Consider the following 22225-nt stretch of genomic DNA (forward strand, 5'->3'; position numbering starts at 1 on the left):
AAATTGCAATCAAGCCTTAAGAATAGCGGATTGAGGGAATTATTTTCCCCAAAAGGGGTCTACGTAAACAAGATGAATACATTTAATCAGATTATCCGTGGTGTCCTGTTTTTCGTGCTGGCGATTTTCGGCATGATCATGGCATTCATTTTCATGGTTTCCACCGCCATCGCCGTGGCCATCCTGTATGTCGTCGCCCGCATCAAGGGCAGGCCGTTCGGCGTACGAGCCTACTGGGAAGAACGCCGCCACCCCACGGGCGCCAAGGCCGCGTTCAACACCAAAGACGTCACCGACGTCGAAATGCGGGAAATCCCCTGAAACCGGGCGGAACGCCCGCTTATCATACCCAGCGCGCCACGCATTAGACAGCGCGTAAACGAAACTTAACAATTGCACACCGCTGGAAGCAGCGTGGGGTCGGACCCGGTATCGGGTCCGACCCCAAACCGTTGGCCAGGGGTCAGACCCCGAATGGGGTCTGACCCCCATAGCAACCCATATCCGCCCTGTTGCCCGGGGTCAGACCCCGTACGGGGTCTGACCCCACAAGCCCCCCAGGGCCTCACCCCAAGCAAGGTCTCCGGGAAAGCCCTAAAATCGCCTTTCACCCTCCCGCTCACTTTCTTAAATACTCTTTCACATGTCGCGCACGATTTTTGTCACCACGGCACTGCCATACGCCAACGGCTCCTTTCATATTGGCCACATCATGGAATACATCCAGGCCGATATCTGGGTACGGTCGATGCGAATGTCGGGCCACACCGTGCATTTCGTGGGCGCGGACGACGCCCATGGCGCGCCCATCATGCTGAAAGCCGAAAGCGAGGGCATCACCCCCCAGGCGCTGGTTGCGCGCTATGCCAGCGAGCGCCCGCAGTACCTGAACGGTTTCCACATCAAGTTTGACCACTGGCACTCCACCGACACGCCGGAAAATGTCGAGCTCTCGCAGGACATCTATCGCCGTCTCAAGGCGGCGGGCTTCATCGAAACCCGGACCATCGAACAGTTCTACGACCCGGTCAAAGGCATGTTCCTGCCCGACCGCTACATCAAGGGCGAATGCCCGCGCTGCCATGCCAAGGACCAGTACGGCGACTCCTGCGAAGTCTGCAGCGCCGTCTACGCCCCCACGGAACTGATCAGCCCGTATTCCACTCTGACCAAGGCAACGCCCGTCCTCAAGTCGTCGGAGCACTTTTTCTTCAAGCTGTCGGACCCGCGCTGCGTTGAATTCCTGCAAAGCTGGACCACCGGCACCAACCGCAGCGGCAGCAAGCGCCTGCAGGCCGAAGTGCTGGCCAAGACCCGCGAATGGCTGGGCACAGGCGACGCCGACGGCGAAGCGAACCTGGCCGACTGGGACATCTCGCGCGACGAACCCTATTTCGGCATCCCCATCCCCGATGCGCCGGGCAAATATTTCTACGTCTGGCTGGATGCGCCGGTGGGCTACCTGGCATCGCTCAAAGCGTATTGCAATAAGGAAGGCCTGGATTTCGATGCGCTGCTGGATCCGCAAGGCGACACCGAGCAATTCCACTTCATCGGCAAGGACATCGTCTACTTTCACGCGCTGTTCTGGCCGGCAATGCTGCAGTTTTCCAACCTGAAGACGCCCGACGGCCTGCACGTCCATGGCTTCATCACCGTCAGCGGCGAAAAAATGTCCAAAAGCCGCGGTACCGGCATTTCGCCGCTGCGCTACCTGGAAATCGGCATGAATCCCGAATGGCTGCGCTACTACATCGCCGCCAAGCTCAACTCGCATGTCGAAGACCTGGACTTCAACCCCGACGATTTCATCGCGCGGGTCAATAGCGATCTCATCGGCAAGTACGTGAACATCGCCAGCCGCGCGGCCAACTTCATCAGCAAGCATTTCGACGGCAAGCTGGCCTATCTGGGCGACACGCAGGCGCTCGCCCAGGAATTGACGCAGGTCGCCGACAAAGTCCGCCAGGATTTCGAGAATCGCGAATACGGCCGCGCCATCCGCCAGATCATGGCCCATGCCGACGCCATCAACCAGGCCTTCGACGCGGCCCAGCCCTGGATCATGGCCAAAGGCATCGGGGCAGCCTCCGAAGACCAGAAAGCCGCGCTGCAGGACGTCTGTTCACGGGCCTTGGCTGGCTTCAAGGCGCTTTCCGTCATGCTGACTCCGGTGCTGCCCGTCCTGACAACCCGGGTGGCGCAAGACCTGTTCGGCGCCGACGCCGGCTTCCAATGGCCCGACGCCGCGGCCTTGCCCGAGCGCATCGCGCCGTTCAAACACCTGATGCAGCGCGTGGAACCGAAAATGCTGGACGATCTTTTCGAACCGCCCGCCGAACCCGTCCCGACACCGGGCGGCGAAGCACTGGCCGAAACCATAGACATCAAGGATTTCGCCAAGGTGGACCTGCGCATTGCGCGCATCGTCGACTGCCAGGAAGTCGACGGCTCGGACAAATTGCTGCGCCTGACGCTGGATGTCGGCGAGGGGCGCCATCGCCAGGTGTTCTCGGGCATCAAGTCCGCCTATTCGCCCGCCGACCTGAAAGACAAGCTGACCGTGCTCGTGGCCAATCTGGCGCCCAGGAAAATGCGGTTCGGCGTCTCCGAAGGCATGGTCCTGGCGGCCAGCCACAACGACGAAAAGGTCGATGCCGGCATCTACATCCTGGAACCCTGGCCCGGGGCCCGGCCCGGCATGCGGATCAACTAAGGTCCATCAACACTGAAGGTGGGGGCAATGCGCTTCGATGCCGATCGCCAGGTGGCCGGATACCGCAGCACCATGGTCAGCGTCCTGGTCAATCTATCGCTGACCGCCCTCCAACTGGCCGTCGGCCTGTTCGCCCATTCGCAGGCCCTGGTGGCGGATGCCTTGCATTCGCTGTCAGACCTGCTGTCGGACGGCATCGTCCTGTTTGCCAACAAACATAGCCAAAAGGCGCCCGACGCCGAGCATCCCTACGGCCACCATCGCTTCGAGACTGCGGCCGCCCTGGCCGTGGGCGCCCTGCTGCTGGCCGTCGGAGCGGGCATGCTGTGGTCGAGCTTCGGAGCGCTCCAGACGCCCGCCACCGTCCCCGAAGTGCATGGCATCGCGCTGGCCATCGCCCTGCTTACGCTGCTGTGCAAGGAGCTCCTGTTCCGCTACTTGCTGCGAGTCGCCCGGCGCGTCCGCTCGTCCATGCTGGCCGCCAACGCATGGCATGCCCGGTCGGATGCCGCCTCTTCCCTGGTGGTCGCAGTCGGCATCCTGGCCAATCTGGCCGGCTTTCATCTTGCGGATCCGCTGGCGGCACTCATCGTCGGACTGATGATCATGCGCATGGGCTGGAAGTTCTTCTACAGCGCCTTCAACGACTTGACCGATGCGGCGGTGGACGAACAGACCGAGGCCAGGATACGGCAGCATCTGGTTTCCACACCAGGCGTACACAATGTGCATGGCCTGAAGACCCGCAAGATGGGCGACATGATATGGGTCGAGGTCGACCTGGAGATGGACGGCCGGCTGACCATAGAGCAAGGCCATGCCATCGCCGTGGAGGCGCGCCGCCGGGTCATGCAGCACGAGCCCGTGCTGGATGTCACCACGCATTTCGATCCGGTCAGGATAGAAACCATGGCGGATTCCCGGGACATCCTCGGCTAGGGCTGTCAACAGCGGAGGCGGGGGTCAGACCCCGTATGGGGTCTGACCCCTCCCCGTATGGGGTCTGGCCCCTGCGTTAACAGGCCCTAATTCAAGCGACGTACGCGAGCACCGTGAAGTAGTGGCAGGCGCTGCCCGCCAGCACGAACAGATGCCACACACCGTGCCCGTAGGCCCATTTCTCGTCGGTGGCGTAGAAGACGATGCCGCCCGTGTAGACCAGGCCGCCCAAGGCCAGCCAGCGAAAGCCTTCCCACGTCAGCGCATCGACCAGCGGCGCCACCGCAATGAGGGCAAGCCAGCCCATGGCCACATACAGTATCAATGAGAACACGCGCAAGCCCCGGGCCAGCCAGATCTCCTGCACGATGCCCACCAGCGCCAGGCCCCACACGGTGCCGAACAGCGACCAGCCCCATGGGCCCCGCAGGCTGACCAGCGCAAAAGGCGTATAGCTGCCGGCTATCAACAGATAGATGGCGCAATGATCGAACTTGCACCAGATGCGCTTGGCGCGTCCGCGCAGGCTGTGATACAGGGTCGAGGCCAGGTACAGCCACAGCAGCATTGCCCCGTAGATGCTGAAACTCACGACCTTCCATGGGTCTCCCGCCAGCGCGCCCTGAACGATCAGGAAGATGCCTCCGGCCAGCGCGACGATCGCGCCTGCAAGATGGGTAAAACTGTTGAAGCGCTCGCCTTCAGGCCACATGCCTTCCGCTCCGAATGAATTCGATGATGGAAAAACGCCACTATGACGGGTTCCGGCCAGTCATAAGCTCATGACCACACGGGAAATATGCTTATTCGCTTTTGTTCGTTCTGCTCATCGACGCTTTTCAATAGACTCCAGGGAACGCCCTCTTATTCGAAACAGGTATATTGATGAGCCGCCTTACAATCCACACCGTAGATTCCGCCCCCGAAGCCGCCCGCGAGCGCGTCGAGGCCGCCCAGAAAGCGAACGGCTTCCTGCCGAACCTCATCGGCGTGCTGGCCAATGCTCCCGCCGCCCTTGAAACCTACCAGGTCGTTGGCGCCATCAATGGCCGCAGCAGTCTCAGCCCGGTGGAGCGCGAAGTCGTCCAGATCACGGCCGCTACGCTGAATGACTGCGGCTTCTGCGTTGCCGGACACACCAAGCTGTCCCTGAAGAAGCTCCAGATGCCCGAAGCGGTGGTCGATGCGCTGCGCAAGGTCGAAGCCATCGATGACCCCAAGCTCGATGCCCTGGCGCGCTTCAGCGTCGCCGTCATCGAAAAGAAAGGCCAGGTATCCGATGAGGACCTGGCCGCCTTCCGCGCCGCCGGCTATGGCGATCAGCAGGCGCTGGAAGTCGTGCTCGGCGTAAGCCTGGCCACCTTGTGCAACTATGCCAACAGCCTGGCCCGAACTCCCATCAATCCCGAGCTGCAGCCTTACGCCAACCCCGAGCTCACCGCATTCGCCTGATCGGCGAACGAATACCAGCCATGACTACGACAACCCAGGCGGATGCCCTGATCGACTCGGTCGCGGCGCTGATCAAGACGGATCTCGCCCCCATCAGCGCCGCGGTGGACCAGGAAGGACGCTATCCCATCGAATTCCTTCGCAAACTGGCCGACGCCGGCGGCTTCGCGGCAGCCGTGCCAAAAGCCTACGGCGGGCTCGCGCTGGGGCTCGCCCCGCAGATCCATGTCATCAGCGAAGTGGGCCGCGAGTGCGGCTCCACCGCCTTCCTGGTGTGGTGCCAGAGCACCTGCGCCCTCTATTTGCTGCGTTCGCCGAACGAAGCCGTGCGCGAGCGCTATCTGCGGGCAGTGGCCTCAGGCGAAATCCTGGCGGGTACCGGCATGTCCAATACCGTCAAGCACCTGGCGGGCATCGAGAACATACACCTCAAGGCGCGGCGAAATGCCGATGGCTACATGGTATCCGGTTCTTTGCCATGGGTGTCGAATGTCGGTGAAGCGCATCTTGCCATCGTCGCGGCATCGGTGGAGGACGGCGGCTACGTGATGTTCGCCGTGCACGGCGACGCCGAAGGCGTGAGCCTGCATCCCTGCCCCGAGTTCTCCGGCCTGGAGGGCACGCAAACGCTCAACATCCGCATGAAGGAAGTTTTCATCCCCAATGGCGACGTGCTCGCGCACCCTGACCAGTTCGGGGCCTACATGGCAAGCATAAAGCCCGCCTTCGTGCTGGGCCAGCTCGGCATGGGGTTCGGCGTGACCGACGGCTCGCTGCGCACCATTCGTGAAAGCAACGTCGCCGGCGCTCACGTCAACCAGTTCCTGGATGATCAGGGCGATGCGCTGGCCAATGAAGCGGCCGCATTGAAAGCCAACGCAGTGCGCTTGTCCCAACAGGCAGACGCCGACGCCGCCGCGCTCATCGATGTGTTGCGTTTGCGCCTTGCCACATCGGAACTCACTCTGCGGGCAGCGAACTCGGCCGTGCTGCATGCCGGCGCGAAGGGATACCTGATGCGCCATCCGGCGCAGCGCCGCCTGCGCGAAGCCGTTTTCGTGGCCATCGTCACGCCGGCGCTCAAGCATTTGCGCAAGGAAATCCATGCGCTGGAGCAAGCCGCGGAGGCCTACGCAGCATGAGCCGCCAATGGATGTGCGGCCCTTGCGGCCTGATCTACGACGAATCGGCCGGCATGCCCGAGCACGGCATCGCCGCCGGCACCCGTTTCGAAGACATTCCCGACGATTGGATATGCCCCGATTGCGGCGTCACCAAGGCCGATTTTTACCTGTTGCCGGACTAAGGGGTCAGACCCCGTACGGGGTCTGACCCCAACCGATCCAAGCCAGGGGTCGGACCCCGCATGAGGTCTGACCCCAGCCAATCCAAGCCAGGGGTCGGACCCCGCATGAGGTCTGACCCCAGCCAATCCAAGCCAGGGGTCGGACCCCGTACGGGGTCCGACCCCACATAACGCAGCTAACGACATGAACACAACACGCAGCGCGGCGGCCATTCTGGAAGCAGACGATATCCACCTGGGCTACCATCGCCCTGGCACCGCTCCACATACGGTGCTGCGCAATTTCTCGCTGCGTCTCATGCCCGGTGAAGTCATTGCCGTCCTGGGCCCAAGCGGCGTGGGCAAGTCCTCGCTGCTGCGCGTGCTAGCCGGCCTGCAGCAGGCCGACCGCGGCAGCGTACGGATCAACGGCGAACCCCTGAAAGGGCCGCATCCCCGATCCAGCTTCGTCTTCCAGGACCCCAGCCTGCTGCCGTGGCTGACCCTGGAAGAAAACGTGGCGTTCGGCCTGGACTTCAAGCATCAACCGGATATCGCCAAGGATGAAAAGCGGGCAAGGGTGCGCGCAGCCATCGACGAAACAGGCTTGCAGGGCGCCGATGCCCGCTATCCGTCGGAGCTTTCCGGCGGCATGGCACAACGCGCCGCGCTTGCGCGGAGCCTGGCCCGACAGCCCGAAATCCTGCTGCTGGACGAACCTTTCAGCGCACTGGACGAAATCACGCGCGGCGACATGCAGGCCCTGCTGCAAAAGATCACCGCTCATCATGGCACAGCCGCCGTCCTGGTCACGCACGATATCGACGAAGCCCTGATCCTGGCGGACCGCATCGTCCTGATCGGCGACAGCCCCGGCCGCAAGATCGGCGAATGGACGCTCACCGCCGAACACCCTCGCGACCCGCTCGAACCCGGGCTGAGCGGGATACGCCTGGAAATCATGAAGCTGCTGCGTGAAACCCGCCGGGCGACAAGCCCTATCGAAACCGCGGCATAGCGCCGTAACGTCTCCCCAAGGAGCATTGCATGACTGACTTCGGCGACTTCAAAGCCACACTCCAGACTCGGCGGCAGTTCTTGAAACTGTCGACCCTGTTCTCCGCCGCCGGCGCCCTTCCCCTGCTGCAAATGGCCAGTGCCGCCCGCGCTGCCCAACCCGACGCGCCGCTGCGCATCGGCTATCTGCCCATCACCGATGCAACACCGTTGCTCGTCGCTCACCACAACGGTCTATTCGAGCAGCAAGGCCTGCAGGTGGAAAAGCCGCGGCTGTTTCGCAGCTGGGCGCAAATCGTCGAAGCCTTCCTCGCCGGCCAGGTCAATGCCGTGCACCTGCTGTCGCCGATGACCGTGTGGGCACGCTACGGCAGCCAATCACGCGCCAAGGTCGTCGCCTGGAACCATATGTCGGGCTCCGGCCTGACGGTACAGCACCACATCGACCGCGTGGCCGACCTGGGCGGCACCACCGTCGCCATCCCGTTCTGGTATTCGCTGCACAACATCGTGCTGCAGCATCTGCTCAAGAGCCAGGGCCTGGAACCCATCAGCGACGGCAATCCCGGCCCGACGCAGGTCAAGCTGGTGGTCATGGCGCCTTCCGACATGGTGCCCGCGCTGGCCAATAAGCAGATTGCCGGCTATACGGTGGCGGAGCCCTTCAATGCCAATGCGGAGGTGCTCAAAGTCGGGAAAATCCTTCGTTTCACGGGCGATGTCTGGAAGGACCACGCCTGTTGCGTCGTTCTGATGCACGAGCAGGATCTCGAACAGCGGCCGGAATGGTCGCAGAAGGTCGTGAACGGCATCGTGCGCGCGCAAGCCTGGATACAGGACAACCGACAGGAAACGGCCCGTATCCTGTCACGCGACAATCCTCAGAAGTACACGCCGCATACCTACGAGGCGCTTGCCAATGTGCTGGAGCCCGAACGCATGGACAATGCGCATTACGAAGGCACAGGCGCCATCGTCAACAAGGACTGGAAAGAAAAACGCATCGACTTCCAGCCGTATCCCTACCCCAGCTATACCGAAGAACTCATCCGCAAGCTGAAGACCACGCTGGTTTCCGGCCAGAATGCCTTCCTTCAAGAGCTTGATCCGGCCTTCGTCGCACGCGACCTCGTGGACGACCGGTATGTGAAGCAGGCGATCCTGGCCAATGGCGGGCCCGCCGCTTTTGGTCTGCCGGATTCGTTCTCACGCGTAGAAACCATTACCACCTGACGCTGACAGGACACGCCCATGCCCTCAACCCCTGCCCAAGACGCCCACGTTTCCCGTCCCGTAGCCGGAATTTCCTTCCAGCCGTTGCGCTGGCCGGGCTTGAACCCACAATTGGTCTATGGCCTGGCCGGCATGGCGGTGCTGGTCGGGCTCTGGGCTTTGGGCACCCACTTGCTGGCCGGCGGCCTGCCCTTGGCGGCCTCGCTGGCGCCGGGTGCCACCTTTCGGAGCCTGTACGAGCTGCTGAGCACCGGACAACTGACCACCCACACGGCGATGAGCTTGCAGCGCGTGCTGGTCGGGCTCGCACTGGCGTTGCTGATCGGCGTGCCGGTGGGGCTGGCCGTGGGCGGATCCAGAACGCTGGAGAACGCCAGCAGCACGGCCTTCCAGTTCCTGCGCATGATCTCGCCCCTGTCCTGGATGCCCATCGCAGTGATGGTTTTCGGCATCGGCGATGCCCCCATCTATTTCCTGCTGACCTTTGCCGCCGTCTGGCCCATCATGCTCAACACGGCCGCCGGCGTGCGCCAACTGGACCCGAAATGGCTGATGCTGGCGAAAAGCCTCAGCGCCACGCGCAGCGAAGTCTTGTTCCGCATCGTCGTGCCAGGCATCCTGGGCAACGTACTGACCGGGGTGCGGCTGGCCATCGGTGTCATCTGGATCGTTCTCGTCCCCTGCGAGATGCTGGGCGTGAGTTCGGGACTAGGCTATTACATACTGGACACCCGCGACCGCCTCGCCTACTCCGAACTCATGGCCGTCATCGTGCTGATCGGTGCCCTGGGCTTTCTGCTGGACGGCCTGGCGCAGCGCGCCTACCGCTACTGGTCGCGCAAGCCATAAAGGGTCAGACCCCATGCGGGGTCTGACCCCGACCGGCCATCTAGAAAGGGTCAGACCCCGTACGAAACGGCGAAAGGGGTCAGACCCCGCATGGGGTCTGACCCCTGATGCATTGAGAGTATCACGGCCATGTCGCCGCCACGCACATCAGCAGGAGAAGCCGTCATGAACAGATCTTCTGAGGTTTCCACCGTCGGTCGGATCTGGCTCTACGTGCTTGCTTTGGGCTTGCTCGCAATCGGCCTGTTCCTGGCAATCGGCGGCGCAATACTCATCTCGCGCGGCGGCAGCTGGTACTTCCTCATTGCGGGCGCGGCCATCGTCACGTCCGCCATACAAGTGGCGCGCGGGCGCAGCACAGGGGCATGGATCTTCCTGGCCACCTTGACCGGCACCGCGCTATGGGCTCTTTTCGACGTTGGCCTGGATTACTGGGGACTCGTCTAGCGCCTGCTGGCACTGACGTTCCTGTCCGCGGTCGTGGCCTTCAGCCTGCCGCTGCTTCGCGGCGCCGACGGGTTCACCGCTCATCGCAAGCCCGGCCTCATCCTCGGCTCCCTGCTGCTCTTGTCCGGGCTGCTGGGCTTCGGCTCCATGTTCCGCATCCATCCAGAACAGGTCGCGAACGCGCCCGCAACGCAGCGAGTGCCTGTCGCGCAGGACCAGGACCAAAAAGACTGGGCGCATTATGGCAACGACACCGGCACCGGCCGCTTTGCCGCGCTGGACCAGATCAATGTCGACAATGTCGGGCGGCTCCAGCAAGCCTGGGTATTCCAGACAGGCGACATCCCGGAATCCACCGGCGCGGGCGCCGAAGACCAGCTCACGCCCATGCAGATCGGCGACAAGCTGTTTCTATGCACGGCCAAGAATAATGTGATTGCGCTGGACGTCGATAGCGGCAAGCAATTGTGGCGGCGCGACTTCAACGCCAACGTGGGCGGCGTCTGGGAACGCTGCCGCGGCCTGGCGTATTTTGACGCCAATGCCCCGCTGGTGCAGCCCACCGTACCCGGATCCACGCCCGTGATCCCGCCCGAGCTGCCCGACGCGGCCTGCGAACGGCGCGTCCTGATGAACACCATCGACGCGCGCTTGGTCGCCATCAACGCCGACAATGGCGAAATGTGCGAAGAATTCGGCGACCAGGGCATGGTCGACTTGAAGGCCGACATGGGCCCCATCGCCAACAAGGCCTACTACACCATGACCGCCGCACCCACTGTGGCGGGCACCACCGTCGTGGTGGGCGGACGTGTCGCCGACAATGTTCAGGTGGACATGCCCGGTGGCGTGGTGCGTGGCTTTGACGTCATCACCGGGCAGATGCGCTGGCACTTCGATCCCGGCACGGACGACCCGACCGCCCCGCTGCCCGAAGGAAAGAATTACCAGCGCTCCACACCGAACGTCTGGGCGGGCATTTCCTATGACCCGGCCATGAACGCCGTGTTCCTGCCAGTGGGTTCGGCATCGGTCGACCTGTACGGGGTGACGCGTACGGCGCTGGACGAAAAGTATGGCGCCTCGGTCGTGGCGGTGGACGCCAGCACCGGCGCGGAAAAATGGCTCTACCAGACGGTGCGGCACGACTTGTGGGACTTCGACGTGCCGATGCCCCCCGCCCTCATCGACTTTCCCGGCGCGGACGGCAATCGGGTGCCCGCCGTGGTGGTGGCCACCAAAGCCGGACAGATATTCGTGCTCGATCGCCATACCGGCAAGCCGCTGACCCGCGTGGAAGAGCGCGAAGTGCGTCCCGCCCACATCCCCAACGAGCGCTACGCCAAAACCCAGCCTGTCTCCGTCGGCATGCCGCAAATCGGCACACAAACCCTGACGGAGTCCGATATGTGGGGCGCCACTCCGATGGACCAGTTGCTATGCCGCATCACGTTCAAGAGCATGCGCAACGACGGGTTGTTCACCGCACCGGACACCGACCTGTCCCTGTCCTTTCCCGGTTCTCTGGGCGGCATGAACTGGGGCGGCATTTCGCACGATCCCAATAACCATATCATCTTCGTGAACGACATGCGCCTGGGCTTGTGGGTGCAGATGGTGCCCCAGCAGGCGGGCGGCGGGCGCCTTTCAGAGTGAGGCGAAGCGCCCAATGCCGGCATGGGCCAGGTACCACTGGGCGGCACACCTTACGCCGTGATGAAGGACCGCTTCTTGTCGCCCTTGGGCATCCCCTGCCAGAAGCCGCCGTTCGGCACCATGACCGCCGTGGACCTGAAGACGCAACAGATCGCCTGGCAGGTACCGGTCGGCACCGTCGAAGATACAGGGCCCATGGGCATCAAAATGAGGTTGCCCTTCGAGGTCGGCATGCCCACGCTAGGCCCGTCGCTGGCCACGCAAGGCGGCTTGCTGTTCTTCGCGGGTACCCAGGATTACTATCTGCGCGCCTTCGATACGGCCACCGGCAAGGAAGTCTGGAAACAGCGCCTGCCCGTAGGCAGCCAGGGCGGGCCCATCACCTACAAGTCGCCCAAGACCGGCAAGCAGTATGTGGTGATCTCGGCGGGCGGCGCCCGGCAATCCCCTGATCGCGGCGACTACGTCATTGCCTATGCCCTGCCCGATTGAGTCTGACGTTGGATGGGGTCAGACCCCATGCGGGGTCTGACCCCGCGAATCGGCGGGCAGTATGGGCTAGGGTCAGACCCCGTACGGGGTCTGACCCCGGCCGAGTCACGATGGGGCCTGACCTTGCGGGTCGGCGGGCAGCAGCAAAACGATCGCCGCCGTGCAGACCGCGATGCCCGCCATGCCCAGGAACAGCGATGCGAAGCTTGACGCTTTGACGACGGGGCCCAGCAGCCAGACTGCAAGAGAGCTCACCCCGAAAGACACGGCCAGGCGCATGCCGGCCACGCGCGAGCGCATGCTGTCGTCTACGTACTTGACGATCATGGCGTCGGTGAACGGAATGCTGCCGAAGATGCAGACCATGGCGCCAAGCAGTGCGAAGAACAGCCACCAGCCGTTGGCCATGGCGGCCAGCACCAGCCACGGAATCTGCGCCAGCACCATGCACAGATACAGGCGCTTGAGCGGAATCTTGTCGATCAGATGGCCGACAACCACCTGAGTCAGCGACGCCAGGGTATAGATGATGGCCAGCAACAGCCCGATCAGCGCCGGGTCGTGGATCAAGCCGCTGAAGCGTTCCGTCAGCAACTGGGTATTGCCGTTGGTGGTGAAGTTGAACAGCAGGCTGCCCGTAATGGCGGCTGCGGTCATCACGAGCAAGGCCTTGGCCAACTGGCCGGGGGGCAACACGACTTGCGGCGGCTTGCGGCTGCGTCCGGGCGCCGGGCCTTGCGGCTCGCACAACAGCGCAAATGCAAGACCGCAAGCCAGTGCGATCACGCCCGGAACGGCGAATGCGGCGCGCCAGCCCCACCACTGCACCAGAAACCCCGTAAGCAAAGCCGCGCCCGCCACGCCCAGGTTGCCGGCCAGACCGTTGATGCCGATTACCGCACCGGGCCGGCTGGCGCGCTGGACCAGCATCGGAATGCCCACCGGGTGATAAATGGATGCGAAGATGCCGATCAGTGCCAGCCCACCCGCAAGCTGCCATGGACCTTGTGCCAATGAGGTAAGCAGTGCCGCCACGCCCAAGCCGAAGAAGAAAACGAGCATCATCTGCCGGCGCCCCCAAAGGTCGCCCAGCCGGCCGGCGGGCACCGACCCGATGCCGAATAGAAAGAAGGCACCCACGCTGTAAGGCATCAGGTCTTCCCAATGCGCGAAACCGAACTCGGTGGCGATGGCCCCCACGGCCGTCGCGAAGATGAGCAGGAACAGGTGATCGAGCGCGTGCCCCACATTGAGCAGCAGCGCCACTTGGCGAGGGTGGTCCTTGACCACGGCGGACTCGAGTTCCGCCGACAATGAGCTTTTCGTATTCATAACGATAGTCTGACTGATATAAAATCAGTCGTCTTTCGAGGTTTTTCCATAGACTATCGCGAAATGGACACCTTAACTCTCCAAGCTGGCCCCCATGCAATTTCCCCGGTCGTTCTGCCCGACGCGGCCGAAGGGCCCATGCTGGTTGCCCGCCATCGCTCGTTTCCCGCCGGCGCGCATATCCCGGCCCATCAGCACATACGCGGCCAGTTCCTGTTTGCCGCGGCCGGCACGATGTTCGTACGCACCCCCGGCCATGCCTGGCTGGTGCCTCCAAGCCGAGCCCTATGGATTCCCTCCGGCATCGAACATGCGATCGACGCCCATGGCGAGCTGGACATGCGTACCCTCTATCTGGATGCGGCCAGCGCCGCTCGGCTGCCGCAAGCATGCGCGGTGCTGGATGTCACAGCCCTGCTGCGCGAACTCATCATGCGCATGACCTCGTCCATATCGCTCGACGGCAAAGAAACCATTGCATTGATCGGACAATTGGCGGTCCTGGAAATCAGCCGGCTGCAAAGCTGCGCGCTGGAGCTGCCGCTGCCGGCCAGCGCCGACCTGCTCGATCTGTGCGAACGAGTGCTGCAAAACCCCACACGCGCCGATGACGAGCCGGTTCCCGGAAGCAATCGCCGCCTTTATCGGCGGTTCCGGACCGAGACCGGGCTCAGCTATGTGCAATGGCGCAAGCAGGCATGCCTGCTCCATGCGGTACGCCTGCTCGGTGCAGGCCGGCCGGTCACCCAGGTTGCCCTGGACCTGGGATACGAAAGCCCGAGCGCGTTCTCGACGATGTTCCGCCGCAGCCTGGGCGTCACGCCGCGCGCATTCTCGCCACGGCACACCAAGACATAGCGAAGGCCCTCATGGACGACACGACAAACACCTTCAATCGGCTTCGTCCGCGATTGCTGAAGATCGCTTACCGGATGCTGGGCGCGGTCGCCGAAGCGGAAGACGTCGTGCAGGATGCCTGGCTGCGCTGGCATGCGGCGCAGCCAGATGTCGACAATGCCGAAGCATGGCTCGTCTCGGTGACGACCCGCCTGTCCATTGACCGGCTGCGCGCCGCCAAGATCCAGCGGGAATACTATTCAGGAATCTGGCTGCCGGAGCCCCAGATGACCGAGCCGCCGGCAACGCCCGAACAGATCAACGAACGTGCCGACGATGTATCGATGGCCTTCCTGATACTGCTCGAAAGGCTTACACCCGAAGCCCGCGCCGCCTTCCTTCTGCATGAAGTCTTCGATGTCGACTATGGTCCGATCGCCGATACGCTGGGCAAGACCCAGGCGGCATGCCGGCAGCTCGTAAGCCGCGCAAAAGCGCAACTGCGCGACGATCGCCCGCGATTTACCGTGCCCCGCGCGACGCATCATCGTCTGATGCAGACCTTTGCCCAGGTCCTTGAACGCGGCGACCTTGCCGGAATCCATGCGCTGCTTGCCGAAGACGCCATGCTGATGGGCGACGGCGGAGGCCGGGTCAGCAGCTTTCCCAAGCCCATGGTGGGCGGCAGGCGCATCGCGCAACTCTTCTTTGCAGCAACGCGGCGCTACAAAGACGAACTGCACATCGAACTGGCCGCCCTCAATGGACAGTGGGCCCTGCTGCGCTTCATCCAGGGCCGGCTGGAATCCGCGCAGCTTTTCGAACTGGACGGCGAGCGCATTGCCCGCATCTACGTTCAGCGCAACCCCGACAAGCTGGCCCGCATCGCAGCGGCATATTCGGACCGCCAGGCCTATTGAAGCCCTGGCATGCTGCGCTTTCCTCCTTTGGTGCGCATCGGGCAACAGTCTGTACCCATCTGCATGCCTACCCCCGTGCCGCATTCGTCCCTACCATGGCGACATAGGGCTTTCCGCCGCTATCGTCACCCGGACAAGAGTGCCGTCTTACCATCGACAGGAGCAACCATGACCCAACGCATCAACTATATTCATCAATCGCCGGAATTATTCAAGAAGTTCCTCGAATTCAGCAATGCCCTGAAGAACAGCGCCATAGAGGAAGCCATCCGCGACCTGGTTTCGATCCGCGCCTCGCAGCTCAATGGCTGCGGCTTCTGCCTCGACATGCACGTAAAAGAAGCGCATATTCACGGCGAACGTCCCTTGCGCCTGTATCATGTGGCGACCTGGCGCGAATCGACGCTTTTCTCTCCGCGCGAACGCGCAGCCCTGGCGTGGACCGAGGTCCTGACCAAGCTTCCCGACCACGGGGTGCCCGACGAAATCTATGAACGGGTGCTTACCCAATTCAATGAAAAAGAGCTGTCCGACCTGACCTTCGCGGTGATGGCCATCAATGGATGGAACCGCGCAAACGTCGCATTCAAGACGGTGCCAGGATCCGCCGACAAGGCCTTCGGCCTGGATAAGGCGAATCTCGCTTGAACGCTCCGGCCAGGCGGCCTGGACCGCCATGACAGGAAAATTAATTAGCAGTGTCACAAACCGTGGTCCCCATACGTCTAATCGAGTATGGATACCACGACACACTTCCCGGCGCCGACAGATCATGCACGCCCCTCCAATGCCGGCGTCGCTGACCCGCTCGCCGGCAGCTTCATCACCAGCTACGCAGGCGTCATCGCCTTTCTGGCCGTCGCCGACGAAGGCAGTTTTTCACGGGCGAGCGATCGGCTGGGCATCGGCCGCTCCGCGGTCAGCCGTAGCGTCCAGAAGCTCGAGGCGCAGCTGGATGCCCGCCTGTTCCATCGGACGACCCGAAGCACGGCACTGACACGCGAAGGCGAGCTGTTCTACCGGAACTGCCAGCCCGGAGTGGCGCGCATCGTCCAAGCGCTGGAAGACTTGCGCGAACTGCGCGACGGCCCGCCACACGGCCACCTACGCATCCATTCGAACCCGGGCTTCGGCCGCAAGGTGATCGCTCCGCTGCTGCATGGCTTTCATGCACAGTACCCCGACATCACTCTTGAACTCCTGCTGGACGATCGTCCCGCAGACTTCATCGTGGACCGCATCGATGTGTCATTCCGGGACGGCCGCATGGAAGACTCCGATATCGTGGCGCGGCAATTGATACCGATGCAGATGATCACCTGCGCCTCGCCTGCCTACGCGGAAGCCAAGGGCTTGCCGCGCCGTGTCGATGAACTGGCCGGCCATCGCTGCATCAACTATCGCACTGCAACGGGCCGGATCCGGGAATGGGAATTCAAAATCGACGGTTACGCCAAGCGGCATCTGCCGCCCGCCCAGCATACGTTCAACGACCTGGATCTGATCCTGCAGGCGGTGTTGCATGGTCAAGGCATTGCCCAGCTTCCCGCATACCTGGTGTGCGAACTGGTCAACAACCGCAAGCTGACCGTATGCCTGGCCCAGCATGCGCCCGACGACGGCGGCCACTATCTTTGCTACTTGAGCCGCAAGCAGCTTCCCGCGCGGATCCGCGTGTTCATCGATCATGTGACCGAACAGGCCCGTTCATTGGACCTGCAGTGCCTAACCACCCTGGCGAACGCGCCCTCGACCTGAGGTTCGCCTGATTGGTGCGCTTGATGCAACACCATGGGTCCGCCGCCGATCCTACCGGTAGGCAAGGCGCAGCCCTAAAATTTTTTCACGCAGCTCAATTCAGGAGAACCTCATGAAAATCGTCGTCATCGGAGGCACCGGCCTCATCGGCAGCAAAGTAGTCGGCAAACTGGAAGCGCTGGGCCATCGCGTCGTTGCCGCGGCGCCTGCAACAGGAATCAACACCATCACGGGAGAAGGGCTGGCCGAAGCCATGTCGGGCGCCCACACCGTTGTCGACCTTGCCAACTCTCCTTCGTTCGCTGACCAGGAAGTCCTTGAGTTCTTCGAGACCTCCGGCCGCAATCTGCTCGCCGCCGAGATCGCCGCAGGCGTACGGCATCATGTCGCGCTATCTGTCGTCGGCGCCGAACTCGGTAACGACACCCTGATTCCTGGCTCGGCACCGTGAACTTCGATACCTGGCTTGCTCTGTCGCAGCCATCCAGATAAGCACACCCGGCAACACAACATGGCCACCCTGAAACCGCCTTCCTTATCCTTGCTGGACAAGTATCGCGGGCGCGACACGCAAACGCTGTACTCGGCCACCGTCGTCGTGACGGGCGGCGATGCCGGCCACGGAAGGGCATCGGGCATCGCACGGTCGGATGACGGCAATCTGTGCGTCCACCTGCGATTGCCCGAAGCGCTTGGCGGACCGGGTGGAGGCACCAACCCGGAACAGCTCTTCGCCGCCGGATACGCCGCCTGCTTTCATGGAGCGCTCAGCCTGCTCGCGGCGCGGATGGGCATTCCGATTCCAGGGAGCTCGGTGCAAGTGAAGATCGAATTCAGCCGTGACCCGATGGACGGCCTTTTCGCGCTGGCCGCATACACGAGCATCCGCTTGCCCGGCGTTGAACGGGCCATTGCCGAAGAGCTGGTCCGCAATACCGAGCGCTTCTGCCCCTACGCCAAGATGGCGCGGCAAGGTATCACGAACATCGTCGCGCTCGCCCCCTTGGAGGATACGAACACCCGGTAGCCGGCATCGCAGCAATCCAAATACCATCAACCTTATTCCGAAGAGCACAATGATCCGATTCAAGAACGAAGTCGTATTGGTGACCGGCGGCGGCGCCGGCATCGGCTTATCGACCGCAATGAAATTTGCCGGCCAGGGCGCCCACGTAGTCATTACCGGGCGCAAGCAGGAAGCGCTGAAACAGGCCTCGCGCTCCGCATCAGGAATTGACTACATCGTGGCGGACGCAGGCAAGCCCTCAGATGCCGCGCACACCATCGAAGAGACCATCCGCCGATACGGGCGTCTGGACGTGCTGGTCAACAATGCGGGCGCCGGCGCGATCCTGCCCTTGTCCCAGGCCGGCGTTGCTCAAATCAGCGAAATATTCGCCGTGAACGTGTTCGGACCATCATTGCTTGCAACCGCCGCTCTTCCCCATCTGAAGCAGTCCGCAGGCAGCATCATCAACGTATCGAGCACCTTTGGACACAAGGCGGCCGAAGCCCTGTCGCATTACGCAGCCAGCAAAGCCGCGCTGGAGCACATGACTCGATGCTGGGCCCTTGAATTGGCACGCGACGGCATACGCGTGAACGCCGTCGCTGCCGGTCCGACGGACACCGAGTTCCTGTCCCAAAGAATGAAGCTATCGACGGAACAGGTGGAGAGCGTCAAGGCAAGCGAGCGCGCACGAATTCCGCTCGGCAGGCGCGGCCTGCCCGCCGACGTGGCCGGCTGGATCGTTACGCTGGCGTCGCCGGAGGCGGCATGGGTCACGGGACAGGTTTTTACGGTGGACGGCGGGCTGAGCGTAAGCTGACCGGACAACGATTTCTTGATGCATCTTAAGAAAAGGTTAAGCAGAACGCAAAAATTTTCAGCTTGTCACGCCCTGGCGCTTCCCACATCATCTGATCACTTACTTGGAGGATCTGATGGTGAAAATAATATCCAATACGGGCGGATTCGGCGCCGACGTCATGGACTGCCCGCCGGGACTGGCGGTGTCGGAAGATGAACTCGAACAGATAACGCGTGCCTGGACCAGGCACTCCGTGCTGTGCTTCCGGACAGTGGACATGACGCCGGAAGAACATGTGAACTTCAGCCGTCGGCTCGGTGATCTGCACATCATGAGGCCGCTCAAGTTCAACCTCGATGGCTATCCCGAAGTTTTCGTCGTATCCAACGCGAGCAAGGCCGATCCGTCCAAACCTGTGGCGGGCAATGCCGAAGGCGATGCGGGGCTTCGTCGGGCCGGTGAAGGGTTTCATACCGACGGCGAAGACAAGGCCATTCCGAACGGCGGCTCCTTCCTCTATGCCAGACAAGTGCCTCCCGAACGCGGCGACACGCTCTTTGTGGATATGTACAGCGTCTATGAGGCATTGCCCAGCGGGATCAAGGAGCTCATTGCAGGCCGTCGTGCTCGTTACAGCCGTATCGATTTGCATGCGACCCATTACCCGCTGATGGCGCCGCTTACAGAGGAAGAAAAACGCGAGCGTCCCGACGTCTACCATCCCTTGACGCGACAGCACCCGCTCAGCGGCCGCACATCGCTCTACATCGGGCGCTGGGCATGCGATATCGAAGGCTTGCCCGTCGATGAGAGCAAGGAACTGATTACCTTTCTCCAGGACTTCGCCAAGCAGCCGCAGTTCATTTACACCCACAAATGGGCGCCTGGCGACGCAGTGCTATGGGACAACCGCTGCACACAACACTGCGCCACCGGCTTTGATGACGCAAAGTACGTCAGGACGATGCACAGAACCACACTGGAAGGCGAGCTGCCGATCATGGCCCGCTCCAGCGCCGGCATACACGCAGCGGTGTTCAATGAATATTCGGTTTCTTGAAACGGCACTGTGGCTGGCCAAGCTTAAAAGCATCAAGGCCACAGCCGAAAAGCTTTGCCTGACGCAGGCCGCCGTATCAAGCCGGATTTCCAACCTTGAGCAGGACCTGGGCGTCTGCCTGTTTGTGCGTGGAGGCGATGGCTTTGAGCCCACCTCCGCCGGCGTGACGTTCCTCGAGCATGCGCAGCGCATCGTGGATGCCCACCAGTCTTTACGCGCCTCCATGCTTGACCCGAGCAAACTGGTAGGGTCTTTGAGAATCGGCATGACCAGCACGCTGATTCCGACGATCCTGCCCGAACTTGTCGACACGCTGCGACGGGACTATCCGAGCATCTCAATCAGTCTGAAGACGGAGCTGACCGAGAAGCTGCTCAAGGAGCTTGAGATCGGCCGAGTCGATCTCGTCCTGGGTGCCGACAGCGAAGCCGTACACGAACGGTTCGAAATCGTGCCGCTGTGTGCTTTTTCGATGACGTTCGTGGCGAGCCCCAGGCTGAAGCTGGAATTCACTGATGCGGCGCTTCCCGAAGAGCTCGCCCGGCACCCCATCATCGGCTATCCGCCGGGAACCCGTTCGCAGCTTCGCATAGACCACTATTTCGAGAACTGCGGCGTGCGCCCGCAGATCATCCATGTGTCGAATGCCGTCCCCACGAATCTGCAACTTGCCACGTCCGGCATCGGGATCGCAGTCGTCCCCGAAGCCATCGTGCAGCGGGAGATCGCATCCGGCGAACTCCTTCCCATCAAGTTGAAACGACCCTTCGTATCGGTGAACTACCAGGCTGTATTCCTGCGCGACCAAGGCCAGGGCCTGGCAAGGGCGGTTGCCGCCTTGGCTCGCGACGTCGCGAGCGACTACTGCGAATCGGTCGACAAAAGAATTGCCTGGCAATAAAGGAGAAAAAGCTAGTGAAAATTTCCGTCATTCAAATGAATTCCGTCTCGGATAAAGCGGCGAATCTCGCAAAAGCCGAGAGGCTGACGCGCAGCGCCGTGACGCAGGATTCCCCCGACATGATCGTGTTTCCCGAACACTTCGATTGGGCGGGTGGCAGTACGCAAGAGAAGGTCGCCGCCGGCGAGCCCGAGGCCGACGGCCCCGCATACAGGTTTTGCGCGCGCATGGCAGCCGAATACGGCATCTACGTCCATTCGGGCAGCTTCTACGAGAAGGTCCCCCATCAGGAGCGCGTATTCAACACGACAGTCGTGTTCGATCCCCACGGCAAAGAGCTTGCGCGGTATCGGAAGATGCACATGTTCGACATATTCACGCCTGATGGACTGCGCTACGGCGAATCCGATGCAGTGGCAGCGGGCTCCGAGGTCAGCACCGCCGACGTGGGCGACTTCCGCCTTGGCTTGGCCATATGCTATGACCTCCGATTTCCCGAGCTTTTCCAACAGCTCGTTGGCCGGGGCGCCAACGTCATCATGCTGCCCGCGGCATTCACCCTGCAGACCGGCAAAGATCACTGGGAAGTGCTATGCCGGGCTCGCGCCATCGAGACGCAAAGCTACGTCGTGGCCTGCGGCTCGCACGGACCGTTCAGGCAGAACGGCGAGACGCGATACACCTACGGGCATTCGCTGATCGTGGACCCATGGGGCCATGTCATCGCCAAGTGTTCCGACGGCGACGGCTTTGCCACCGCTCGCCTGGATATCCAGCTGATCGATAAAGTCCGCAAGGAAATTCCCATCGCCAAACAAAAGGTGCTTCAGTGAAAAAATTCATCCTGGAACCCATGCCGGCCGCCCTGGAGACAAAGTATGTCGACATGCTGTCGGCGGTGCAGACGGCCACCGTCGGCCACTTTCGCCACTGGGGGTTCATGGCTCCCGACATCAAGCCGATCAATCATACGCGCAAGATCATCGGCACCGCAGTGACCTTGTCGCTACCCGGCCAGGACTCCACCCTGCTGCATCACGCCCTGACGCTGCTGCGACCAGGCGATGTATTGGTCATCGACCGCCTGGGCGATCAAAAGCATGCCTGCCTGGGCGGCGGTGTGGCGCTTGGCGCTGTGCTGGCAGGCGCTGTGGGCGCCATTGTGGATGGCATGTGCACAGACCCCTCGGAGCTTGAGGAACTGGACTTCCCCGTCTGGGCGCGGGGCGTATCGCCCATTACCACCCGAATCTACAACATCGGCGGGCAACTGAACAAACCTGTGGCATGCGGCGGCGCCGTCGTCTGCCCGGGCGACATCATCCTGGCTGACGAAAACGGCGTGCTTGCCATTCCCCGAGCCGAAGTCGCCGAAGTGTCCGAAATGGCCATGGAAAAACAGGCCCGGGGCGACAAGAACGGCGAGCGGATGCGGGGCGGCGAACGGCTCGGCAATCTGTCCGGGGCGAGCAAGCATGTCCTTGAAGCAGCATAACAAATAGAACGATTATGGAGAATCC

General features: G+C 62.3%; 21 protein-coding genes and 2 pseudogenes. 21 read left to right on the top strand and 2 right to left on the bottom strand.

Features of this window, described 5'->3' with window-relative positions; translation table 11 throughout:
• Nucleotides 1-72: 72 nt before the first annotated feature.
• The 3 genes from ACSBPU_RS18120 to ACSBPU_RS18130 all read left to right on the top strand — a co-directional run bounded on the left by ACSBPU_RS18120 (nucleotide 73) and on the right by ACSBPU_RS18130 (nucleotide 3655).
• Complete coding sequence (locus ACSBPU_RS18120) at nucleotides 73-321, top strand: hypothetical protein (RefSeq protein WP_442593207.1); 249 nt, start codon at nucleotides 73-75, stop codon at nucleotides 319-321.
• Nucleotides 322-643: 322 nt separating this feature from the next.
• Nucleotides 644-2716, top strand: coding sequence for a methionine--tRNA ligase (gene metG, locus ACSBPU_RS18125; RefSeq protein ID WP_442593208.1), 2073 nt, complete (start codon nucleotides 644-646; stop codon nucleotides 2714-2716).
• A gap of 27 nt (nucleotides 2717-2743) precedes the next feature.
• A complete protein-coding gene (locus ACSBPU_RS18130; protein ID WP_442593209.1) occupies nucleotides 2744-3655 on the top strand; it encodes a cation diffusion facilitator family transporter in 912 nt (303 codons plus the stop codon).
• Nucleotides 3656-3746: 91 nt separating this feature from the next.
• Here ACSBPU_RS18130 and trhA read toward each other — a convergent pair whose 3' ends face one another.
• Nucleotides 3747-4367, bottom strand: coding sequence for a PAQR family membrane homeostasis protein TrhA (trhA, locus tag ACSBPU_RS18135; protein WP_442593210.1), 621 nt, complete (start codon nucleotides 4365-4367; stop codon nucleotides 3747-3749).
• 173 nt (nucleotides 4368-4540) lie between these two features.
• Here trhA and ACSBPU_RS18140 point away from each other — a divergent pair, with 173 nt between their 5' ends.
• The 7 genes and pseudogenes from ACSBPU_RS18140 to ACSBPU_RS18170 all read left to right on the top strand — a co-directional run bounded on the left by ACSBPU_RS18140 (nucleotide 4541) and on the right by ACSBPU_RS18170 (nucleotide 12086).
• The gene (locus ACSBPU_RS18140) at nucleotides 4541-5107 is read left to right on the top strand and encodes a carboxymuconolactone decarboxylase family protein (RefSeq protein WP_442593211.1); all 567 of its coding nucleotides are present in this window, start codon (nucleotides 4541-4543) and stop codon (nucleotides 5105-5107) included.
• 20 nt (nucleotides 5108-5127) lie between these two features.
• Nucleotides 5128-6249 carry an acyl-CoA dehydrogenase family protein gene (locus ACSBPU_RS18145; RefSeq protein ID WP_442593212.1) on the top strand — a complete coding sequence of 374 codons (1122 nt, stop codon included), beginning with the start codon at nucleotides 5128-5130 and terminating at the stop codon, nucleotides 6247-6249.
• A complete protein-coding gene (locus tag ACSBPU_RS18150) occupies nucleotides 6246-6413 on the top strand; it encodes a rubredoxin (RefSeq protein WP_442593213.1) in 168 nt (55 codons plus the stop codon). The genes ACSBPU_RS18145 and ACSBPU_RS18150 overlap by 4 nt, the downstream gene beginning before the upstream one ends.
• 184 nt (nucleotides 6414-6597) lie before the next feature.
• Nucleotides 6598-7410, top strand: coding sequence for an ABC transporter ATP-binding protein (locus tag ACSBPU_RS18155; RefSeq protein ID WP_442593214.1), 813 nt, complete (start codon nucleotides 6598-6600; stop codon nucleotides 7408-7410).
• A 29-nt stretch (nucleotides 7411-7439) separates the two neighbouring features.
• Nucleotides 7440-8642, top strand: coding sequence for an ABC transporter substrate-binding protein (locus ACSBPU_RS18160; RefSeq protein ID WP_442593215.1), 1203 nt, complete (start codon nucleotides 7440-7442; stop codon nucleotides 8640-8642).
• Nucleotides 8643-8660: 18 nt separating this feature from the next.
• Nucleotides 8661-9491: an ABC transporter permease gene (locus ACSBPU_RS18165; RefSeq protein ID WP_442593216.1), complete on the top strand. Its 831-nt coding sequence runs from the start codon at nucleotides 8661-8663 to the stop codon at nucleotides 9489-9491.
• Between the two features lie 165 nt (nucleotides 9492-9656).
• Nucleotides 9657-12086: pseudogene (locus tag ACSBPU_RS18170) on the top strand (membrane-bound PQQ-dependent dehydrogenase, glucose/quinate/shikimate family).
• Nucleotides 12087-12191: 105 nt separating this feature from the next.
• On the opposite strand, the gene ACSBPU_RS18175 reads toward ACSBPU_RS18170, so the two are convergent.
• Nucleotides 12192-13418, bottom strand: coding sequence for an MFS transporter (locus ACSBPU_RS18175; RefSeq protein ID WP_442593217.1), 1227 nt, complete (start codon nucleotides 13416-13418; stop codon nucleotides 12192-12194).
• Between the two features lie 63 nt (nucleotides 13419-13481).
• On the opposite strand from ACSBPU_RS18175, the gene ACSBPU_RS18180 reads away from it, so the two are divergent.
• The 11 genes and pseudogenes from ACSBPU_RS18180 to ACSBPU_RS18230 all read left to right on the top strand — a co-directional run bounded on the left by ACSBPU_RS18180 (nucleotide 13482) and on the right by ACSBPU_RS18230 (nucleotide 22200).
• Nucleotides 13482-14276: an AraC family transcriptional regulator gene (locus ACSBPU_RS18180; protein WP_442593218.1), complete on the top strand. Its 795-nt coding sequence runs from the start codon at nucleotides 13482-13484 to the stop codon at nucleotides 14274-14276.
• 11 nt (nucleotides 14277-14287) lie between these two features.
• Entirely contained in the window at nucleotides 14288-15175 is an 888-nt protein-coding gene (locus tag ACSBPU_RS18185) for an RNA polymerase sigma-70 factor (RefSeq protein WP_442593219.1), read from the top strand.
• A gap of 168 nt (nucleotides 15176-15343) precedes the next feature.
• On the top strand, nucleotides 15344-15823 hold the full coding sequence (locus ACSBPU_RS18190; RefSeq protein ID WP_442593220.1) for a carboxymuconolactone decarboxylase family protein: 480 nt from the start codon (nucleotides 15344-15346) through the stop codon (nucleotides 15821-15823).
• A gap of 87 nt (nucleotides 15824-15910) precedes the next feature.
• Entirely contained in the window at nucleotides 15911-16933 is a 1023-nt protein-coding gene (locus tag ACSBPU_RS18195; RefSeq protein ID WP_442593221.1) for a LysR family transcriptional regulator, read from the top strand.
• Nucleotides 16934-17045: 112 nt separating this feature from the next.
• Nucleotides 17046-17345, top strand: a pseudogene (locus ACSBPU_RS18200) (SDR family oxidoreductase); the annotation flags it as partial.
• A 99-nt stretch (nucleotides 17346-17444) separates the two neighbouring features.
• On the top strand, nucleotides 17445-17960 hold the full coding sequence (locus ACSBPU_RS18205) for an Ohr family peroxiredoxin (RefSeq protein WP_442593222.1): 516 nt from the start codon (nucleotides 17445-17447) through the stop codon (nucleotides 17958-17960).
• Nucleotides 17961-18009: 49 nt separating this feature from the next.
• The gene (locus tag ACSBPU_RS18210; RefSeq protein WP_442593223.1) at nucleotides 18010-18762 is read left to right on the top strand and encodes an SDR family NAD(P)-dependent oxidoreductase; all 753 of its coding nucleotides are present in this window, start codon (nucleotides 18010-18012) and stop codon (nucleotides 18760-18762) included.
• 115 nt (nucleotides 18763-18877) lie between these two features.
• Nucleotides 18878-19804 (top strand): TauD/TfdA dioxygenase family protein, encoded by a 927-nt coding sequence (locus ACSBPU_RS18215; protein ID WP_442593224.1) that lies wholly within the window; start codon nucleotides 18878-18880, stop codon nucleotides 19802-19804.
• Nucleotides 19785-20705 (top strand): LysR family transcriptional regulator, encoded by a 921-nt coding sequence (locus tag ACSBPU_RS18220; RefSeq protein WP_442593225.1) that lies wholly within the window; start codon nucleotides 19785-19787, stop codon nucleotides 20703-20705. Before ACSBPU_RS18215 ends, ACSBPU_RS18220 begins: the two co-directional genes overlap by 20 nt.
• 14 nt (nucleotides 20706-20719) lie before the next feature.
• Complete coding sequence (locus ACSBPU_RS18225) at nucleotides 20720-21538, top strand: carbon-nitrogen hydrolase family protein (protein WP_180066826.1); 819 nt, start codon at nucleotides 20720-20722, stop codon at nucleotides 21536-21538.
• The gene (locus ACSBPU_RS18230; RefSeq protein WP_442593226.1) at nucleotides 21535-22200 is read left to right on the top strand and encodes an RraA family protein; all 666 of its coding nucleotides are present in this window, start codon (nucleotides 21535-21537) and stop codon (nucleotides 22198-22200) included. The genes ACSBPU_RS18225 and ACSBPU_RS18230 overlap by 4 nt, the downstream gene beginning before the upstream one ends.
• Nucleotides 22201-22225 lie beyond the last annotated feature (25 nt).

It is taken from the genome of Parapusillimonas sp. JC17 (assembly GCF_052180245.1).
GTDB lineage: Bacteria > Pseudomonadota > Gammaproteobacteria > Burkholderiales > Burkholderiaceae_B > Parapusillimonas.